Origin of the sequence: Peribacillus sp. TH16 (assembly GCF_016651095.1) — a bacterium.
Lineage (GTDB): Bacteria > Bacillota > Bacilli > Bacillales > DSM-1321 > Peribacillus > Peribacillus butanolivorans.
In genome coordinates, this window is sequence record NZ_JAEKEM010000005.1 from 1 (window position 1) to 15,714 (window position 15,714).

Annotated in this window: 9 protein-coding genes and 3 pseudogenes; 2 read left to right on the plus strand and 10 right to left on the minus strand. The window is 40.2% G+C overall.

Annotated elements, in window-relative coordinates:
- Nucleotides 1-78 precede the first annotated feature (78 nt).
- The gene (gene tnpB, locus JFV29_RS13150; protein WP_201184316.1) at nucleotides 79-1,284 is read right to left on the minus strand and encodes an IS200/IS605 family element RNA-guided endonuclease TnpB; all 1,206 of its coding nucleotides are present in this window, start codon (nucleotides 1,282-1,284) and stop codon (nucleotides 79-81) included.
- 175 nt (nucleotides 1,285-1,459) lie between these two features.
- Here tnpB and JFV29_RS13155 point away from each other — a divergent pair.
- A pseudogene (locus tag JFV29_RS13155) lies at nucleotides 1,460-1,706 on the plus strand (hypothetical protein).
- A 119-nt stretch (nucleotides 1,707-1,825) separates the two neighbouring features.
- On the opposite strand, the gene JFV29_RS13160 reads toward JFV29_RS13155, so the two are convergent.
- From JFV29_RS13160 to galU, 7 genes are all read right to left on the minus strand, one after another.
- Entirely contained in the window at nucleotides 1,826-1,960 is a 135-nt protein-coding gene (locus JFV29_RS13160; protein WP_242486869.1) for a DUF1540 domain-containing protein, read from the minus strand.
- Nucleotides 1,961-2,102: 142 nt separating this feature from the next.
- Nucleotides 2,103-3,110 carry an NAD-dependent epimerase gene (locus tag JFV29_RS13165; RefSeq protein ID WP_201184318.1) on the minus strand — a complete coding sequence of 336 codons (1,008 nt, stop codon included), beginning with the start codon at nucleotides 3,108-3,110 and terminating at the stop codon, nucleotides 2,103-2,105.
- A 614-nt stretch (nucleotides 3,111-3,724) separates the two neighbouring features.
- Complete coding sequence (locus tag JFV29_RS13170) at nucleotides 3,725-4,249, minus strand: serine/threonine protein kinase (RefSeq protein ID WP_242486864.1); 525 nt, start codon at nucleotides 4,247-4,249, stop codon at nucleotides 3,725-3,727.
- 174 nt (nucleotides 4,250-4,423) lie between these two features.
- The gene (locus tag JFV29_RS13175) at nucleotides 4,424-5,605 is read right to left on the minus strand and encodes a hypothetical protein (RefSeq protein WP_201184321.1); all 1,182 of its coding nucleotides are present in this window, start codon (nucleotides 5,603-5,605) and stop codon (nucleotides 4,424-4,426) included.
- 2 nt (nucleotides 5,606-5,607) lie between these two features.
- A complete protein-coding gene (locus tag JFV29_RS13180) occupies nucleotides 5,608-7,227 on the minus strand; it encodes a glycosyltransferase (protein WP_201184327.1) in 1,620 nt (539 codons plus the stop codon).
- A gap of 752 nt (nucleotides 7,228-7,979) precedes the next feature.
- On the minus strand, nucleotides 7,980-9,299 hold the full coding sequence (locus JFV29_RS13185; protein ID WP_201184330.1) for a UDP-glucose dehydrogenase family protein: 1,320 nt from the start codon (nucleotides 9,297-9,299) through the stop codon (nucleotides 7,980-7,982).
- Nucleotide 9,300: 1 nt separating this feature from the next.
- On the minus strand, nucleotides 9,301-10,206 hold the full coding sequence (galU, locus tag JFV29_RS13190; RefSeq protein WP_056521356.1) for a UTP--glucose-1-phosphate uridylyltransferase GalU: 906 nt from the start codon (nucleotides 10,204-10,206) through the stop codon (nucleotides 9,301-9,303).
- A gap of 350 nt (nucleotides 10,207-10,556) precedes the next feature.
- On the opposite strand from galU, the pseudogene JFV29_RS30445 reads away from it, so the two are divergent.
- Nucleotides 10,557-11,120: pseudogene (locus JFV29_RS30445) on the plus strand (DDE-type integrase/transposase/recombinase); the annotation flags it as partial.
- Between the two features lie 304 nt (nucleotides 11,121-11,424).
- On the opposite strand, the gene JFV29_RS31375 reads toward JFV29_RS30445, so the two are convergent.
- Together JFV29_RS31375 and JFV29_RS13200 are read right to left on the minus strand one after the other, a co-directional pair.
- On the minus strand, nucleotides 11,425-11,607 hold the full coding sequence (locus JFV29_RS31375) for a hypothetical protein (RefSeq protein ID WP_342366555.1): 183 nt from the start codon (nucleotides 11,605-11,607) through the stop codon (nucleotides 11,425-11,427).
- A gap of 252 nt (nucleotides 11,608-11,859) precedes the next feature.
- Nucleotides 11,860-14,679: pseudogene (locus JFV29_RS13200) on the minus strand (collagen-like protein); the annotation flags it as partial.
- Nucleotides 14,680-15,714 lie beyond the last annotated feature (1,035 nt).

Below are 15,714 nucleotides of genomic sequence, written 5' to 3' on the forward strand. Positions count from 1 at the left end.
TACCCACCACTCATCGACCTTACTGTCTGATTGAAGTGGGGGATTCCTAAGAACATTAGCCTATCGGCCAATTTTTAATTAGGCTACTCCCGTAGTTCCTACGGTTAGAAGCCTTATGGCTTCATTCATTAGATTGAGTCCTGCGTTAATATCTCGATCGTGGTGAGTAGAACAAAAAGGACAATCCCATTCACGAAGATTCAGATGTTTAACGTCTTTATTTTGGTAACCGCAGCTAGAACACAATTGGCTAGAAGCAAACGTTTTAGATACGGTCACGATTTGTTTACCATACCATTTTGCTTTGTATTCCAACATTTTTTTGAATTGATACCAAGATACTTCACTAATAGCTTTAGCTAGTTTGTGATTTTTCATCATATTCGACACTTGAAAGTTTTCCATTCCAATAACATCGTGGTTTTTGATGATTTCGGTAGAAACTTTATGTAAGTAATCCATTCGGGCATTTGAAATTTTTTCGTGTAGGATAGCTACTTTTCGTTTTTGTTTTTGATAGTTTTTGGCTTCAGCCAATGGTTTATTTTGATTCAAGGCTATTTCTTGTCGCCTTGAAAGAATCCGTTGTGCTTTGGCCAATTTCTTTTCGACCGTCCGGAAGAATTTTGGGTTTTGATAGACCGTACCATCTGAAAGAATAGCAAAGTTCTTCAAACCAACATCTACACCGCACAAACGATTCGTTTTAGGAAGTACTTGTACATTGGTTACGGCTAAAACGGAAATGAAGTATTTACCCGAAGGGTTCCGCCTGATTGTGGCATTGATGATTCGCCCTTCGACTTCGCGGCTTTTAGCAAAACGAACTAGACCGAGTTTTGGCAATTTGATTTTGTTTCCAACAATTCCAATATTCCCATTCGTATGTTTAGTCGTATAGGACTGGATAGGATTCTTTTTCGATTTGAAGCGTGGTGACTTGTTTTGCTTTTTATAATATCGACTATAGGAATCTGCTAAATTTCCCACCGATTTCTGTAAGGCAATACTGTCTACTTCTTTCAGGAAAGAATACTCTTTCTTTAAAGCGGGAAGTTCTTTGATTGTTGCGTATTTATTCAGAATAGAACCTTTCCATTCATTAGAAGGTAATTGGCCGTTCTGCTTCATTTCTTCACAGATATACAAGTAGGCATCTTTCTCCTTTTGTTTGCCTAAAAAGAAGTTATAGACAAAACGGGAGCAGCCGATCGTTTTATTGATTAGAACTAGTTGTTCTTTAGATGGATAGATTCGAAATTTATAAGCTTTGTTTACGACCATTGGTTTCACCCCCTTATAGTTATTATTAACTAAGGAACATACGTTTGCCAAAAGTCCACTTTGGCTTATGCCAACAGCCATTCATCTCCCCCTTACCTTTCGCCCTTCACACGCTTGAAGAGGGAGTCTTCTGGCGGGTAATGATAAAGTGGTATATAGAGGGGATGAGTATATCATGCAAACAAAAGAAATGCGCTTACGTCGAATCCAACATCTAGCTCATGATATCATGGATGAGATGAATGCAAGGAAAGAGAAAAGACAGTTTGATACCTTAATACCAGTAATAGATAACCTAGCTCGCAATTGGCGATTTATCTGATCCATTAGGTGATAATTCGCTCGACTACATAGAAGAAAAAGTGGAAAATGCTCATTTCCTGCTATTTAAAAACAAAAAAAAGATACAGTTTCATTCATAACTCTTCTTGGAATACCTTAGCATAACCCAGATATAAAAATAAAAGTAATTCAAAAAATGCGAATGAAAATGATAGTTATTATCAATACTAAAAATAGTAAAGGATAACCAAAATATTGGTTACCCTTTAAAAAAATTAAATTTCTGGTTTAAATGTTTAGATGCTTGTTTACCCTTATGACTTACTACATAAATAGCATCAGCATTACATTTGTTTCCAGAACCCCAATAGGTACAGTTATCGACTTCACACAGAACATCTTAAGCCATAGTATCTCACCTCAACTTTGTTATCATTAACAAAGTTGAGGTGAGTGATACGGGCGGTTTTATCCTTACTGAATGAAGTAGAGATTCCATCAATATTTTTTTCACTTCTTCACTACTTCCTTTTTTCTTATTTCATATAGTACTTATTGTACCAATTTACAAACTGTGTTAAACCTTCTTCTACTGTTGTTGCAGGATAGAATCCCACATCAGCATGCAAATCGGAAATATCTGCATAGGTCTCCTTAACATCTCCTGGTTGCATTGGTAAGAATTCTATTCTTGCCTTTTTGCCAATTAGATTCTCTAATGTATTAATAAAATCCATTAATTTTATGGGATTATTGTTACCAATATTATAAATTTTGTATGGGGCATAGCTTGAACTTGGATCAGGATTAGCTCTATCCCATGTTTCGTTATATATCGGTGGATTATCGAGTAATCGGATTATTCCCTCAACAATATCATCAATATAAGTAAAATCTCTTCTCATATCTCCATTATTAAAAACCCTTATTGTATTCTCTTCAATAATATTTCGAGTAAAAGAATAATAAGCCATATCAGGTCTCCCCCAAGGACCATACACCGTAAAGAATCGGAGTCCTGTGGTTGGAATATTATATAAATGACTATAAGTATGAGCCATTAATTCATTTGACTTTTTTGTGGCAGCATATAGACTTACTGGATGATCCACTGAGTCTTTAGTTGAGAAAGGGATGTTAGTATTAGCTCCATAAACAGAACTAGAAGATGCATAAATCAAGTGTTCTACATTAAATTGTCGACATGCCTCTAAAATATTAACAAACCCAACTAGGTTGGAATTAACATAAGAATCTGGGTTGTCTATACTATAACGTACTCCAGCTTGAGCTGCTAAGTTGATGACAATCTGAATCGTTCTGTCTTTAAATATTTGATTTAATTTTTCTTTATTTGATATATCTATTTTATAGAATTCAAAATTAGGGTTTTCTTCCAATATCTTGAGACGATCGTTCTTTAAATTAACATCATAGTAATCATTAGTATTATCTACACCTATAACATTGATATCTTGAGCTAACAAACGTTTTGTTAGATGGAAACCAATGAAACCTGCCGCTCCCGTCACTAAAATTTTCATAGTATTTATTCCGATCCTTTCTATACAATAGGACTTTGACATTATCTAGAATACTGAGTAAGCCTTCGTATTCATACACTGATACTTTCGATCCTTTACGGCAACAGAGCAAAGGTCATTTTGTTGGATATTAGACGAGGCAAACTCAGAAATTTCCATTCCAACCCTCAGGGGGATTGACTTTACAATTCATTCGTAATCCACCAATGACATGAAATCCTTTTTCGCTTCAAACCTCATGATTTTTTCACTCGTATATCAGCTATCAACTAGCACAAAAAAGATTTCATTTTTTGAAGATGGATAGTCCTGAATCAATTCAAGTGCTAAGTCTTTTTTGCTTTTGAAAGGGAATGCTGGCTTTGGCAATGCTCTTTTAAATTAGGGAAGAAAATAGTAAATCAATAGCCCTCTGTCACTACAGGTGCAGTAACGAGACAACGAGAACCATATACTTTTCCCAACTGAATGAGGGAATGAAAAACAAGGTTTTCCATATTGAAAATAATGAACGTAGCGGAATAAATGTCACCCTGCTTTTCACCAGGTTTTTTTACTCATAATAAATAGTTTAAGCTTTGCCTAGCTATGACTATACAAGCGTATTATCATTTTCATCTAATGGTATTGGTTTTTGTCCATTCAGCATGCGTATCAGGATCTATTGCTTGCACTTGTTCTAGAAAAGAATCTAAAAAATTTCTTTTTCGCAGGTCTTTAAATAACTCGAGAGGTCTTTTTTGTTCACGTGAAAACGAGTACACATGATCGACTAATTTAAAACCATTCGTGGTTATAATAATATGCCTTAGTGGGGCATCAATTCGTTTGAAACCTGATTTTTCCATTGTTTTCAATATATAGAGTAATCGTCTTGTTATATCCTCAGAAAGTACAGATTGTTTTTTTAGAAACGTATTTAAATCTGGCCCTATTAGATATTCCATTAAAATATAATTTGGTCCTGTTTCAAAGACTTTCGGGATAAAAGACAAGTCTTGACTTGATAAGAGAACCTTTTTTTCCTGATTTGCATGTTCAGTTCTCCCGTAAATTTTTACGCATTTGTCTTCAGACACTCGATAAACAGCACCTTGATGCCCTTTTCCAATTAGTGTTTGTGTAATAGCGCTATCCACTTTTACTCCACTCCCTGACCTTCCAGAAAGGACGGTAATATTCTAAAGTCCAAACTATTTTGATTGAAATAATTCTCCCACTCATTGAAGGTGTCCGGTTCAAGCCTTTTCACTTGGGCTAAGAACGAGTCCTTTAATAGGATTATTTTTAAATCTCATAATAATTTTATATGACTATACAAGCGTATTATCATTTTCATCTAATGGTATTGGTGTTTTTGTCCATTCAGCATACGTATCAGGATCTATTGCTTGCACTTGTTCTAGAAAAGAATCTAAAAAATTTCTTTCTCGCAGGTCTTTAAATAACTCGAGAGGTCTTTTTTGTTCACGTGAAAACGAGTACACATGATCGACTAATTTAAAACCATTTCTGGTTATAATAATATGCCTAAGTGGGGCATCAATTTGTTTGAAACCTGATGTTTCCATTGTTTTCAATATATAGAGTAATCGTCTTGTTATATCCTCAGAAAGTACAGATTGTTTTTTTAGAAACGTATTTAAATCAGGCCCTAATAGATATTCCATTAAAATATAATTTGGTCCTGTTTCAAAGACTTTCGGGATAAAAGGCAAGTCTTGACTTGATAAGAGAACCTTTTTTTCCTGATTTGCATGTTCAGTTTTCCCGTAAAGTTTTACGCATTGGTCTTCAGACACTCGATAAACAGCACCTTGATGTCCTTTTCCAATTAGTGTTTGTGTAATAGCGCTATCCACTTTCACTCCACTCCCTGACCCTCCAGAGAGGACAGGAATGTTTCTAAAGTCCAAACTATTTTGATTGAAATAATTCTCCCACTCATTGAAGGTATCCGGTTCAAGCGTTTTCACTTGGGCTAAGAACGAGTCCTTTAACAGGATTATTTTTAAATCTCTTAATAATTTTAATGGTACAGGGTGCATTCTTTTGAAGGAATTTACATGGTCAATTACCTTAAGTTCCTCATTATCAAGGACAAAAATATGGCGCAAAGGTGCATCTATCATGGTGAATTTTGCTTGTTTTAATTCCTTTAATATATAGAGAAGTTTCTTTACTATAGAATCAGGGATATAGGTACAATTTCTAAGGTATTCTTTTAAGGTTGGAGCATTAAAATATTCCATGACTATATAGTTTGAACCTGTATCATATACCACAGGCATAAAGGGTAAATGTTGTCCTGCTTTAAGGGCTTCTTCCTCCATTCTCGCTTGTACCGGATCTGAATAGATTTTCACACATTTATCTTCTGCAAGTTTAAATACTGCACCTTGAGCACCCATTCCTATCAGCGGATAGGTAGTGGGATTGTGAATTTCTAAGGATTTTTCACCTTTGGTTACCGTAATAGTTTTAAAATCCTCCATGATCATCCTCCTGACTGCTTATCTTTAGCCTGCTGTTGAAGCTGTTGAATATAATTAAGGGCTTTTTTGACTTTTTCAGCTTTTTGAGCCTTTTTTTCTTTTTTACGAGATGCTATTGTTTCATCATCATCTTTAGCCTGCTGTTGAATTTTATTTAGGGCTTTTTTATCTTTTTTGTCTTTTTTATTAGATGCTACTACTAATTCATCTTTATCTTTTTTATCTTTTTTATCTTTTTTATCTTTATCTTTATCTTTATCTTTAGTCTGCTGTTGAAGCTGCTGAATATAATTAAGGGCTTTTTTGACTTTTTCGGCTTTTTTATCTTTTTTACTAGGCTCTACTGATTCGCCATCATACTTAACTTGCTGTTGAGGCTGTTCAGTATTCTTAAGGGTTTTTTTATCTTTTTTATCTTTTTTATCTTTTTTACTAGGCTCTACTGATTCGCCATCATACTTAACTTGCTGTTGAGGCTGTTCAGTATTCTTAAGGGTTTTTTTATCTTTTTTATTCTTTTTATCTTTTTTGCGAGGTGCTACTGAATTTTGTTCACCTTTTGTATAAGGGGCTACTAGTTCATCATAAAATTCAGCTTGTTGTTGAAGCTGTTGGACGAGGTTAAAGTTTTGTTCGATTTTTTGACGAGCCGCTACTGTATATGTTTCCCACAGCTCTCTGTTAGTTAGCATAAATTCAAGAGCCTCTGCAAGTTCATCTACATTGTTTTCTTGTACTAAAACTCCCTCTTTGTTATTTGTTATTAATTCAGGGATGCCGGCATGATTGGTCGAGATCACTGGTACCCCAATCGCCATAGCTTCTTTTAATGTATTAGGTATACCTTCTACATCTCCATCGGCAGCCACTAAGCTAGCAGCGCAAAATATATCTGCATTGGTCATTTGTTCTCGTACTTGATCTTTAGGGAGATGATTTAATAATCGAAAAGAATCTCCTAAATTAAGTTGATCTGCCAAAGACTTGATCTGTTCTTCAAGCTCCCCTCTGCCAATAATCGTCAAGGTGGCATTTGGAAATTCACCTCTGATTTTTTGAAAAGCTTGCATTAAGATGTGGTGCCCTTTTTTTTCCACTAATCTTCCGATGGATAAAATGTTTTGAGAGCCCTCTTTATGTGGAGTTCGGTACTTGTATTGGTTTAGATCAACCCCCCCATATAACACTCTGATCTTTTCTGGAGGACAGCCCCAAGCAATTAATCTATCAGCTAAATATTGACAAACTGGGAAAAAACGCTCACCTTTCTCAAAAAGCATTTTCATGTTCTCAAGATAGCCAATAGGCTGATTAGCCAGGGTTGCATCCCTGCCTCGAATACTTGTTACCAACGGAAGGTTTGTTTCCTCTTTAAAAGGAAGTAATAACATCCCTAATTGACCATGGTGAGCATGTAAGAGGGAGATATTATTTCTTTCCACATATTCTTTTGGAGAGAAAATTTCATTGAGGTAATGAACCTTCTCATCCAGAAGGGAAAGGTCTATCATATACTTAGGTTGTCGTACCATATGAATATAATCATAATCAGGAACTTCTCGAATCTGTGAGATATATTGGGTCGGGTCAACTCTTAAATTCAAATGCATAACTGTTTGCAAGTAAATGTTCTCCTTTCAAGCATAGTAAGCAAATTTTCTGGTCCTTTTCAAGTATATTATGTACGACTATATAGGTACGCATGGACTAAATGGAATCGAATTTCCTTGGAATCGTTTAAAAGTGAGATAGCAGTTGTTGAAGATTCATTAGCTATAGCTGGCGCTCATACCATACGGTAAAGCTAATGGCAGTGAGTATGTGTAGCATAATACAAAGAGGATTGAAGTAAGTGATATGACATAATGTTAATTAAAAGACAAATGATGCTAATAATTCAACATGCTAATAGTTGATGTTAATCTATGGCTTCAATGGCCGAGAAGAATGATTAATAGACTATCAGGACCAGAAACATAACAAAACGAGTATGACTGACAAAAGAAAGAAAATTTAATAAAAAGTCAATATATGATAGACTCGTGGATTCTCTATGTATTTCCATTGTTTAGGTAATACTAATGAGAGTAAACTAAATAGAGGGTCTTTTTATTGGAGTTATTGTATTCCTCTATGTTTCTCAAATACCAAGCAAATCGACACAAAGAAATGACGGTCACTTAGCGATTATAATTCGCTTTATATCTTCAAAGATAATTACTTCTATTTTAAGGAATACAAAAAAGCACCTAAGAACTATCAAAGGTGCTGCTTCGCCGGTTTGCCCGCCTATAGAATAGTCTATACTACGGCTTTAAAAAATCATTTTAGAATTAATGAAGATGTTAGAAAATGTTGATCATTTAAGTCATATTTAAGTCATTCCAATTATTATTGATGGTCTTCCTATTGGATAATATTCAATTTTCTTACAAGCTCTGATTCGTTCTTCCCCAAAACAATTTCTTCCATCAAAAACAATCGGTTGTTTCATTATATTCATCAATGCCTCAAGATTTAAATGTCTAAACTCATTCCATTCTGTGACAATAAATACTGCGTCCGCATACAATGCCGCTTCGTGGGCTGAGCTTGCATACCTAATTGTATCCCTTAATATTTTCTTGGCATTATCTATTGCAACGGGATCATAAGCTACCACTTCTGCTCCCAGTTTGGCTAATGAACGTGCAATTTTGATTGATGGCGCTTCCCTCATATCGTCAGTCTCAGGCTTGAAAGCAAGACCAAGCATCGCAACCTTTTTTCCTTTTAATTCTCCAAAACGTTTTATAGCTTTCGTTACAAGGAGTTCTTGCTGGAAATCGTTAATCGCTACTGTTTCTTTCAAAAGGGAGAACTGTATTCCATGCAAATTGGCCGTATGAAGCAAAGCTTTAACATCCTTAGGAAAACAAGATCCTCCATAACCAATACCGGGTTGTAAAAAGGATTCTCCAATCCTTTTATCTTTTCCCATTCCCTTTGCTACATCTTCAACATCTGCTCCTACTACCCCGCATAAATTGGCAACCTCATTGATAAAGCTAATCTTAGTCGCCAAAAAGGCATTAGAAGCATACTTAATCATTTCCGCACTTTTAATACTTGTTAATACAAATGGTGCATTCAACGGACGATACATTTCTTGTACTTTCATTGCCGCCTCTTCATTTTCAAAACCGATAATGATTCGATCTGGTTGCATCGTATCCATAATGGCAGACCCTTGTCTTAAGAATTCAGGGTTTGAAACCATTTCAAGGGTGAACCTTTCGTTACATTGATCTTCCATAATTTTTTTAATAAATTCATTCGTACCAACAGGCACTGTACTCTTTAAGACGACCACAGCACTCTGTACTAAGTGGGCAGCAATATCCTTCGCCGCTTGCTCAAGATACGATAAATCTGCTCCCCCGTCATCCCTTTGCGGTGTTCCTACAGCAATAATAATAATCTCGGCACCAATTAATGCCTCTCGATGAGAAGTTGTAAATAGCAGTCTACCCGCTGCAGCATTTTGAACAAGCAAAGTCTCCAGACCCGGTTCATATATTGGAGAAATCCCTTGACGTAGGCTTTTAATTTTCTGTTCATCTGTATCGATACAAATGACACTATGCCCTATTTCTGACAAACAAACACCAGTGGACAGCCCGACATAACCTGTACCTAAAACAGCTATTTTCATATTATTCAAGCTCTCTCTTTATAATCTGAAGGTTTTCTTTCTTATTTACATGACTTAAATAGGAAAGTACCTCATCTCTTATATCATCCCTTTGCAAGGCAAAGTCTATTGTTGCCTTAATAAATCCAACTTTATCACCAATATCATATCGGTTTCCCTCAAAGTTATATGCTAATACGGCCTGCTGCTTATTTAGCTCATTTATGGCATCTGTTAGCTGTAATTCATTACCATGTCCAATTGGAAGCTTTGCTAGTGTTTCAAAAATCTCAGGTCTTAAAACATAACGCCCCATAATCGCATATCTGGAAGGAGCCTCTTCCCTTTTGGGTTTTTCCACCAAAGAATCGATATGGAAAAGGTTAGGCTCAATCATTGTCCCTTTTGGCTTAATAATTCCATATTTACTGACATCCTTTTCCGGTACGTTCTGAACAGCTACGACGGAGCTGTTACAATACTCGAAAACACTGATGATTTGTTTCAGACAAGGTGTTTCAGACATAACGATGTCATCTCCTAATAAAACAGCAAAAGGTTCATTTCCAATGAAGCTTTTCGCGCAGAGAATTGCATGTCCTAGCCCCTTCGGTTCCTTTTGGCGGACATAATAGATATTTGCCAAACTAGATATTTTCTGAACTTCCTCTAAAACATCTAGCTGATTTTTTCTTAAAAGTGCATCTTCCAACTCATAGGATTTATCAAAATGATCCTCTATTGATCTTTTTCCTCTACCGATTATGATAATAATTTCCTCTATACCCGAAGCTACTGCTTCTTCTACAATATATTGAATCGTTGGTTTATCAACAATCGGCAGCATTTCCTTAGCCTGGGCTTTTGTTGCAGGCAAAAATCGAGTCCCGAGGCCTGCGGCCGGAATAATGGCCTTTCGGATTTTCATAAGCTGCCTCCCTTTTGTCATTCATTAATCCTTTATATGCAAAAGGACAACTTCCGGCCTAGTTATTAGCCCTAGTAAGCTCATTTTTATTTAACGGGGTCTACCAGCTATACATGAAATAATCCCAAAATAGCCGTGGCCGAGCCTTGCAATCTGTTGGTTACTTACGTGCCAAATTAAAAAATCCATTACACTTTTTATGCAATTGAGTTATCCATGAATTTAGTGTAATGGTCTATACGTATTTGGATAAACTTCTGTGTGAGCTTTTTGGCGGTTCAGCAGCCTAGTAAGGTCTTCCTTTTTTCCTTCTTTGAAAAACTCCAACTGTCAGGAATGTTGTTGATAATGAATACAAGATTGTTTGTCCAATTAGAAGAACCAACCCTAATCAGAAGACGTTGAAAGCCACTCAAGAACACACACCGTTCTGCCGACCTTACTAAACCGAGAGTTTAAACAAGCAATTCCAGGAAAAGTATTACTTACTGATATTACATATTTATATTATGACAATGGACAGAAGGCTTATTTATTTATCCACGATTAAAGATAGTTCAACGAATGAAATACTTGCCTATAATGTGTCTAGTCGAATGACATTAGATTTAGCTACAGATACATTAGTAAATTTAATGAAGAATAAACGAGTAAAGTTTGCGGAAGGGACCTATATGCACTCTGGTCAAGGAGTACACTATACTAGTCCCACATTTCAGAAACACGTAAAAAAACTAGGAATTATGCAATAAATGTAAAAAAGAGGGACTGTTGGATAACCTCTAATAGATTCCTTTTTTGGTCATTTCAAAGATGAAGCCTATATTAAACCTTGTAATACTATAAATGTACATAAAATGAAAATAAGAAGTTATATGACGTATTATAACTAGTTTAGATACCAATGGAATTAAAAAAAGATGCCCCCTGTAGAATACACAGAAATCATCTTCTTAATGTGGCCTAACCTTTTTTTAATGTCCTTTACAAAGGGTACATTTTAAATATCTGCTTGACCTTTTTATAGTACGAAGCACCCATTATTAAAAAAATTGAGGATTCTTAAAAATAGCAATCAGACTAATCCATATCTTTTATAATTTTAATCACAGGTTTAATTTTTAAAATTGAGAGTACCTTGTTTTTAATTGGGCTAAATGCTACTACCAAACCAGCCAACAGGTTTGATACAGAATGTCATATTAATTATTTTTCCGTCTATCCGAGTCGCGTGATAACAAGGTGTGCTGAAACAGGCCTTGCTCCTCCAGCCAAAGGAGTGATGGTAAGCGCCGGGGTATTGCCAGCAGGATTTCGTACAGTGAGTATTGAGTTGATCACTGTCGTTTGCACAAGAGCCATTCCTACTATCTGAGTAGTACCGGTTGCTCGCCCGACCACCGTATAGGCTAGGTCAGCGCCATTGAGAGTTAGAATCAGTTGGCCCGCTTCGGTCACACTCACCTGAAACAGGACCTGATAAAAGCCAATTTCTAATAAGTTAAATGTACTAGGACCAGTACGGGAAATAGCAGCACCACTAGTAGGTCCATCTTGCGGAAAACTTACGTCTGTACCGGCAGCAACTGTTGCTGCATTATCAGGAGGCATCAATGCAAAAAAATCTGCAAAGGCTAATACTCCACCTTGTGGACCTTGTGGACCTTGAGCACCTTGCGGGCCTTGAGCACCTTGAGGGCCTTGAGCACCTTGTGGCCCTTGAGCGCCCTGCGGGCCTTGAACACCTTGCGGGCCTTGAACGCCTTGCGGGCCTTGAGCACCTTGTGGCCCTTGAGCACCTTGAGGGCCTTGAACGCCTTGCGAGCCTTGAACGCCCTGCGGTCCTTGAGCACCTTGTGGGCCTTGAGCACCTTGTGGCCCTTGAACGCCCTGCGGTCCTTGAGCACCTTGTGGGCCTTGAACGCCCTGTGGTCCTTGAGCACCTTGAGGGCCTTGAGCACCTTGTGGGCCTTGAACGCCCTGTGGTCCTTGAGCACCTTGAGGGCCTTGAACGCCTTGTGGGCCTTGAACGCCTTGTGGGCCTTGAACGCCTTGTGGGCCTTGGTCCCCTTGAGCACCACTAGCACCTTGTGGGCCTTGGTCTCCTTGAGCACCAGTAGCACCTTGTGGGCCTTGGTCCCCTTGAACACCAGTAACACCTTGAGCACCTTGTGGGCCTTGAACGCCTTGCGGGCCTTGAGCACCTTGCGGGCCTTGAGCACCTTGTGATCCTTGATCCCCTTGTGGGCCTTGAACGCCCTGCGGGCCTTGAGCACCTTGCGGGCCTTGTGGGCCTTGAGCACCTTGTGGCCCTTGAGCACCTTGCGGGCCTTGAGCACCTTGTGATCCTTGAACGCCTTGAGGGCCTTGAGCACCTTGTGGACCTTGAGCACCTTGCGGGCCTTGAACGCCTTGCGGGCCTTGATCCCCTTGTGGTCCTTGAACGCCCTGCGGGCCTTGAGCACCTTGAGGGCCTTGAACGCCCTGTGGTCCTTGAGCACCTTGAGGGCCTTGAACGCCTTGTGGGCCTTGAACGCCTTGTGGTCCTTGAGCACCTTGAGGGCCTTGAACACCTTGTGGTCCTTGGTCCCCTTGAGCACCACTAGCACCTTGTGGTCCTTGGTCTCCTTGAGCACCAGTAGCACCTTGTGGTCCTTGGTCCCCTTGAACACCACTAGCACCTTGTGGGCCTTGGTCCCCTTGAACACCAGTAACACCTTGTGGGCCTTGGTCTCCTTGAACACCAGTAACACCTTGTGGGCCTTGGTCTCCTTGAACACCAGTAACACCTTGTGGGCCTTGGTCTCCTTGAGCACCAGTAGCACCTTGAGCACCTTGTGGGCCTTGAACGCCTTGCGGGCCTTGAGCACCTTGCGGGCCTTGAGCACCTTGCGGGCCTTGATCCCCTTGTGGGCCTTGAACGCCCTGCGGGCCTTGAGCACCTTGCGGGCCTTGTGGGCCTTGTGGGCCTTGAGCACCTTGTGGCCCTTGAGCACCTTGCGGGCCTTGAGCACCTTGTGATCCTTGAACGCCTTGAGGGCCTTGAGCACCTTGTGGACCTTGAGCACCTTGCGGGCCTTGAACGCCTTGCGGGCCTTGATCCCCTTGTGGTCCTTGAACGCCCTGCGGGCCTTGAGCACCTTGAGGGCCTTGAACGCCCTGTGGTCCTTGAGCACCTTGAGGGCCTTGAACGCCTTGTGGTCCTTGAGCACCTTGAGGGCCTTGAACACCTTGTGGTCCTTGGTCCCCTTGAGCACCACTAGCACCTTGTGGTCCTTGGTCTCCTTGAGCACCAGTAGCACCTTGTGGTCCTTGGTCCCCTTGAACACCACTAGCACCTTGTGGGCCTTGGTCTCCTTGAGCACCAGTAGCACCTTGTGGGCCTTGGTCCCCTTGAACACCAGTAACACCTTGTGGGCCTTGGTCCCCTTGAACACCAGTAACACCTTGTGGGCCTTGGTCTCCTTGAGCACCAGTAGTACCTTGTGGTCCTTGAGCACCTTGTGGTCCTTGAACGCCTTGCGGGCCTTGAGCACCTTGCGGGCCTTGAGCACCTTGCGGGCCTTGATCCCCTTGTGATCCTTGATCCCCTTGTGATCCTTGATCCCCTTGTGGTCCTTGAACGCCCTGCGGGCCTTGAGCACCTTGTGGGCCTTGAACGCCTTGCGGACCTTGATCCCCTTGTGGGCCTTGAGCACCTTGCGGGCCTTGAGCACCTTGTGGGCCTTGAGTACCTTGTGGCCCTTGATTGCCCTGCGGGCCTTGAACACCTTGTGGCCCTTGAGCACCTTGCGGGCCTTGAACGCCCTGCGGGCCTTGATCCCCTTGTGGTCCTTGAACGCCCTGCGGGCCTTGAGCACCTTGAGGGCCTTGAACGCCCTGTGGTCCTTGAGCACCTTGAGGGCCTTGAACGCCTTGTGGGCCTTGAACGCCTTGTGGTCCTTGAGCACCTTGAGGGCCTTGAACGCCTTGTGGGCCTTGTGGTCCTTGAGCACCTTGTGGGCCTTGAACACCTTGCGGTCCTTGAACACCTTGTGGGCCTTGAACGCCTTGTGGGCCTTGAGCACCTTGTGGACCTTGAACGCCCTGCGGTCCTTGAGCACCTTGCGGGCCTTGAGCACCTTGTGGTCCTTGAACGCCTTGCGGGCCTTGAGCACCTTGTGGCCCTTGAGCACCTTGCGGGCCTTGATCCCCTTGTGGGCCTTGAACGCCCTGCGGGCCTTGAGCACCTTGTGGGCCTTGAGCACCTTGCGGGCCTTGAACGCCCTGTGGTCCTTGGTCCCCTTGAACACCAGTAGCACCTTGTGGGCCTTGGTCTCCTTGAGCACCAGTAGCACCTTGTGGGCCTTGGTCCCCTTGAACACCTTGTGGCCCCTGAGAGCCTTGAACTCCTTGAGATCCCTGAGGGCCTTGAACTCCTTGAGATCCCTGAGGTCCTTGAGCCCCTTTAGAGCCTTGAGTACCCTGAGTACCATTAGCAGGTACGCTTACATTCACTTCAACGTTTTGCTCTACCTTTTGTTCTTTTTTAGATTCGCATTTGCATTGACTATGTCCACAATCCAAACATTTACTATGTTCACATTTACATTGACTATGTCCGCAATCTTTACATTTTTTATCTTTTTTATCCTTACCCAATTTTATCCTCCTTTCTATCAGACATTACTGTATCCTATGAATATAAAATTAAATTTGGAAGTGGTGAACACCTGATATATATGTAGGAAATTTGAACGAACTCGCTTAGGCCCATAAGTTTGTTCCACTATGTGATATTTCACTGCCTTTTGGATGTCGCTGCCATATTTCTCCTTTAAAGTTATCGATTGTAAAATTTAGCATCCCATAGTCTTTTTTATGCAAAAGGTAGTGCATTTAATCTCACTTTTATTTAACATGGTTTAGTCGGCTATATATGAAAGAATCCCGAGCTTCGCAACCTGTTAGTTAGTGCCAAATTAAGATCCATTACACTATTAAGTATGGGGCTAGATGGAGTTTCCAAGGTTTGGTGTATTGGGCGATGCCGGTTCAATATCGTAGTAACGATTATCTTTTTTTCCTCTATGGTTACACCCCCGTCGTCTTTAACCAACGAGAAAAGGGGATTATTAAGGAAATCGAAAATTCTAAACTACAAAAAGGATGGATTGAGGATGAAATTTGTGCATGAAAAGACATAGGGGAGTGTTCTAGAGATTTAATAAAAGAAAAAGAATCAAGAATCACTTGTGATGATTTAATTATGATGTACCACCCCAAGATGCTTCTTGAATATTAGGAATTTTATATAAAGTAAACAAAGAATTCAACTAGCCCATATATGGTATCGCCTAGCTCTTGTAAACGAGTCAGAAAATAACCAAGGATCTAGGCAAAAAATTTATTCAACATGTGATCCACACCTTCAGTTATGGGGTATGTTATTGAGATGAGAAACGGAGCGAATAACTTGAGTGTGAAAAAAATTGATTATTTTTTAAAATTATATTAAAAATTGTGACG

Coding starts and splice junctions, on each gene's coding strand:
- JFV29_RS13185 (WP_201184330.1), bottom strand. CDS start 9,299: ATGAAAATAGCTGTTTTAGGTACAGGTTATGTCGGGCTGTCCACTGGT.
- galU (WP_056521356.1), bottom strand. CDS start 10,206: ATGAAAATCCGAAAGGCCATTATTCCGGCCGCAGGCCTCGGGACTCGA.
- JFV29_RS13175 (WP_201184321.1), bottom strand. CDS start 5,605: ATGGAGGATTTTAAAACTATTACGGTAACCAAAGGTGAAAAATCCTTA.
- tnpB (WP_201184316.1), bottom strand. CDS start 1,284: ATGGTCGTAAACAAAGCTTATAAATTTCGAATCTATCCATCTAAAGAA.
- JFV29_RS13165 (WP_201184318.1), bottom strand. CDS start 3,110: ATGAAAATTTTAGTGACGGGAGCGGCAGGTTTCATTGGTTTCCATCTA.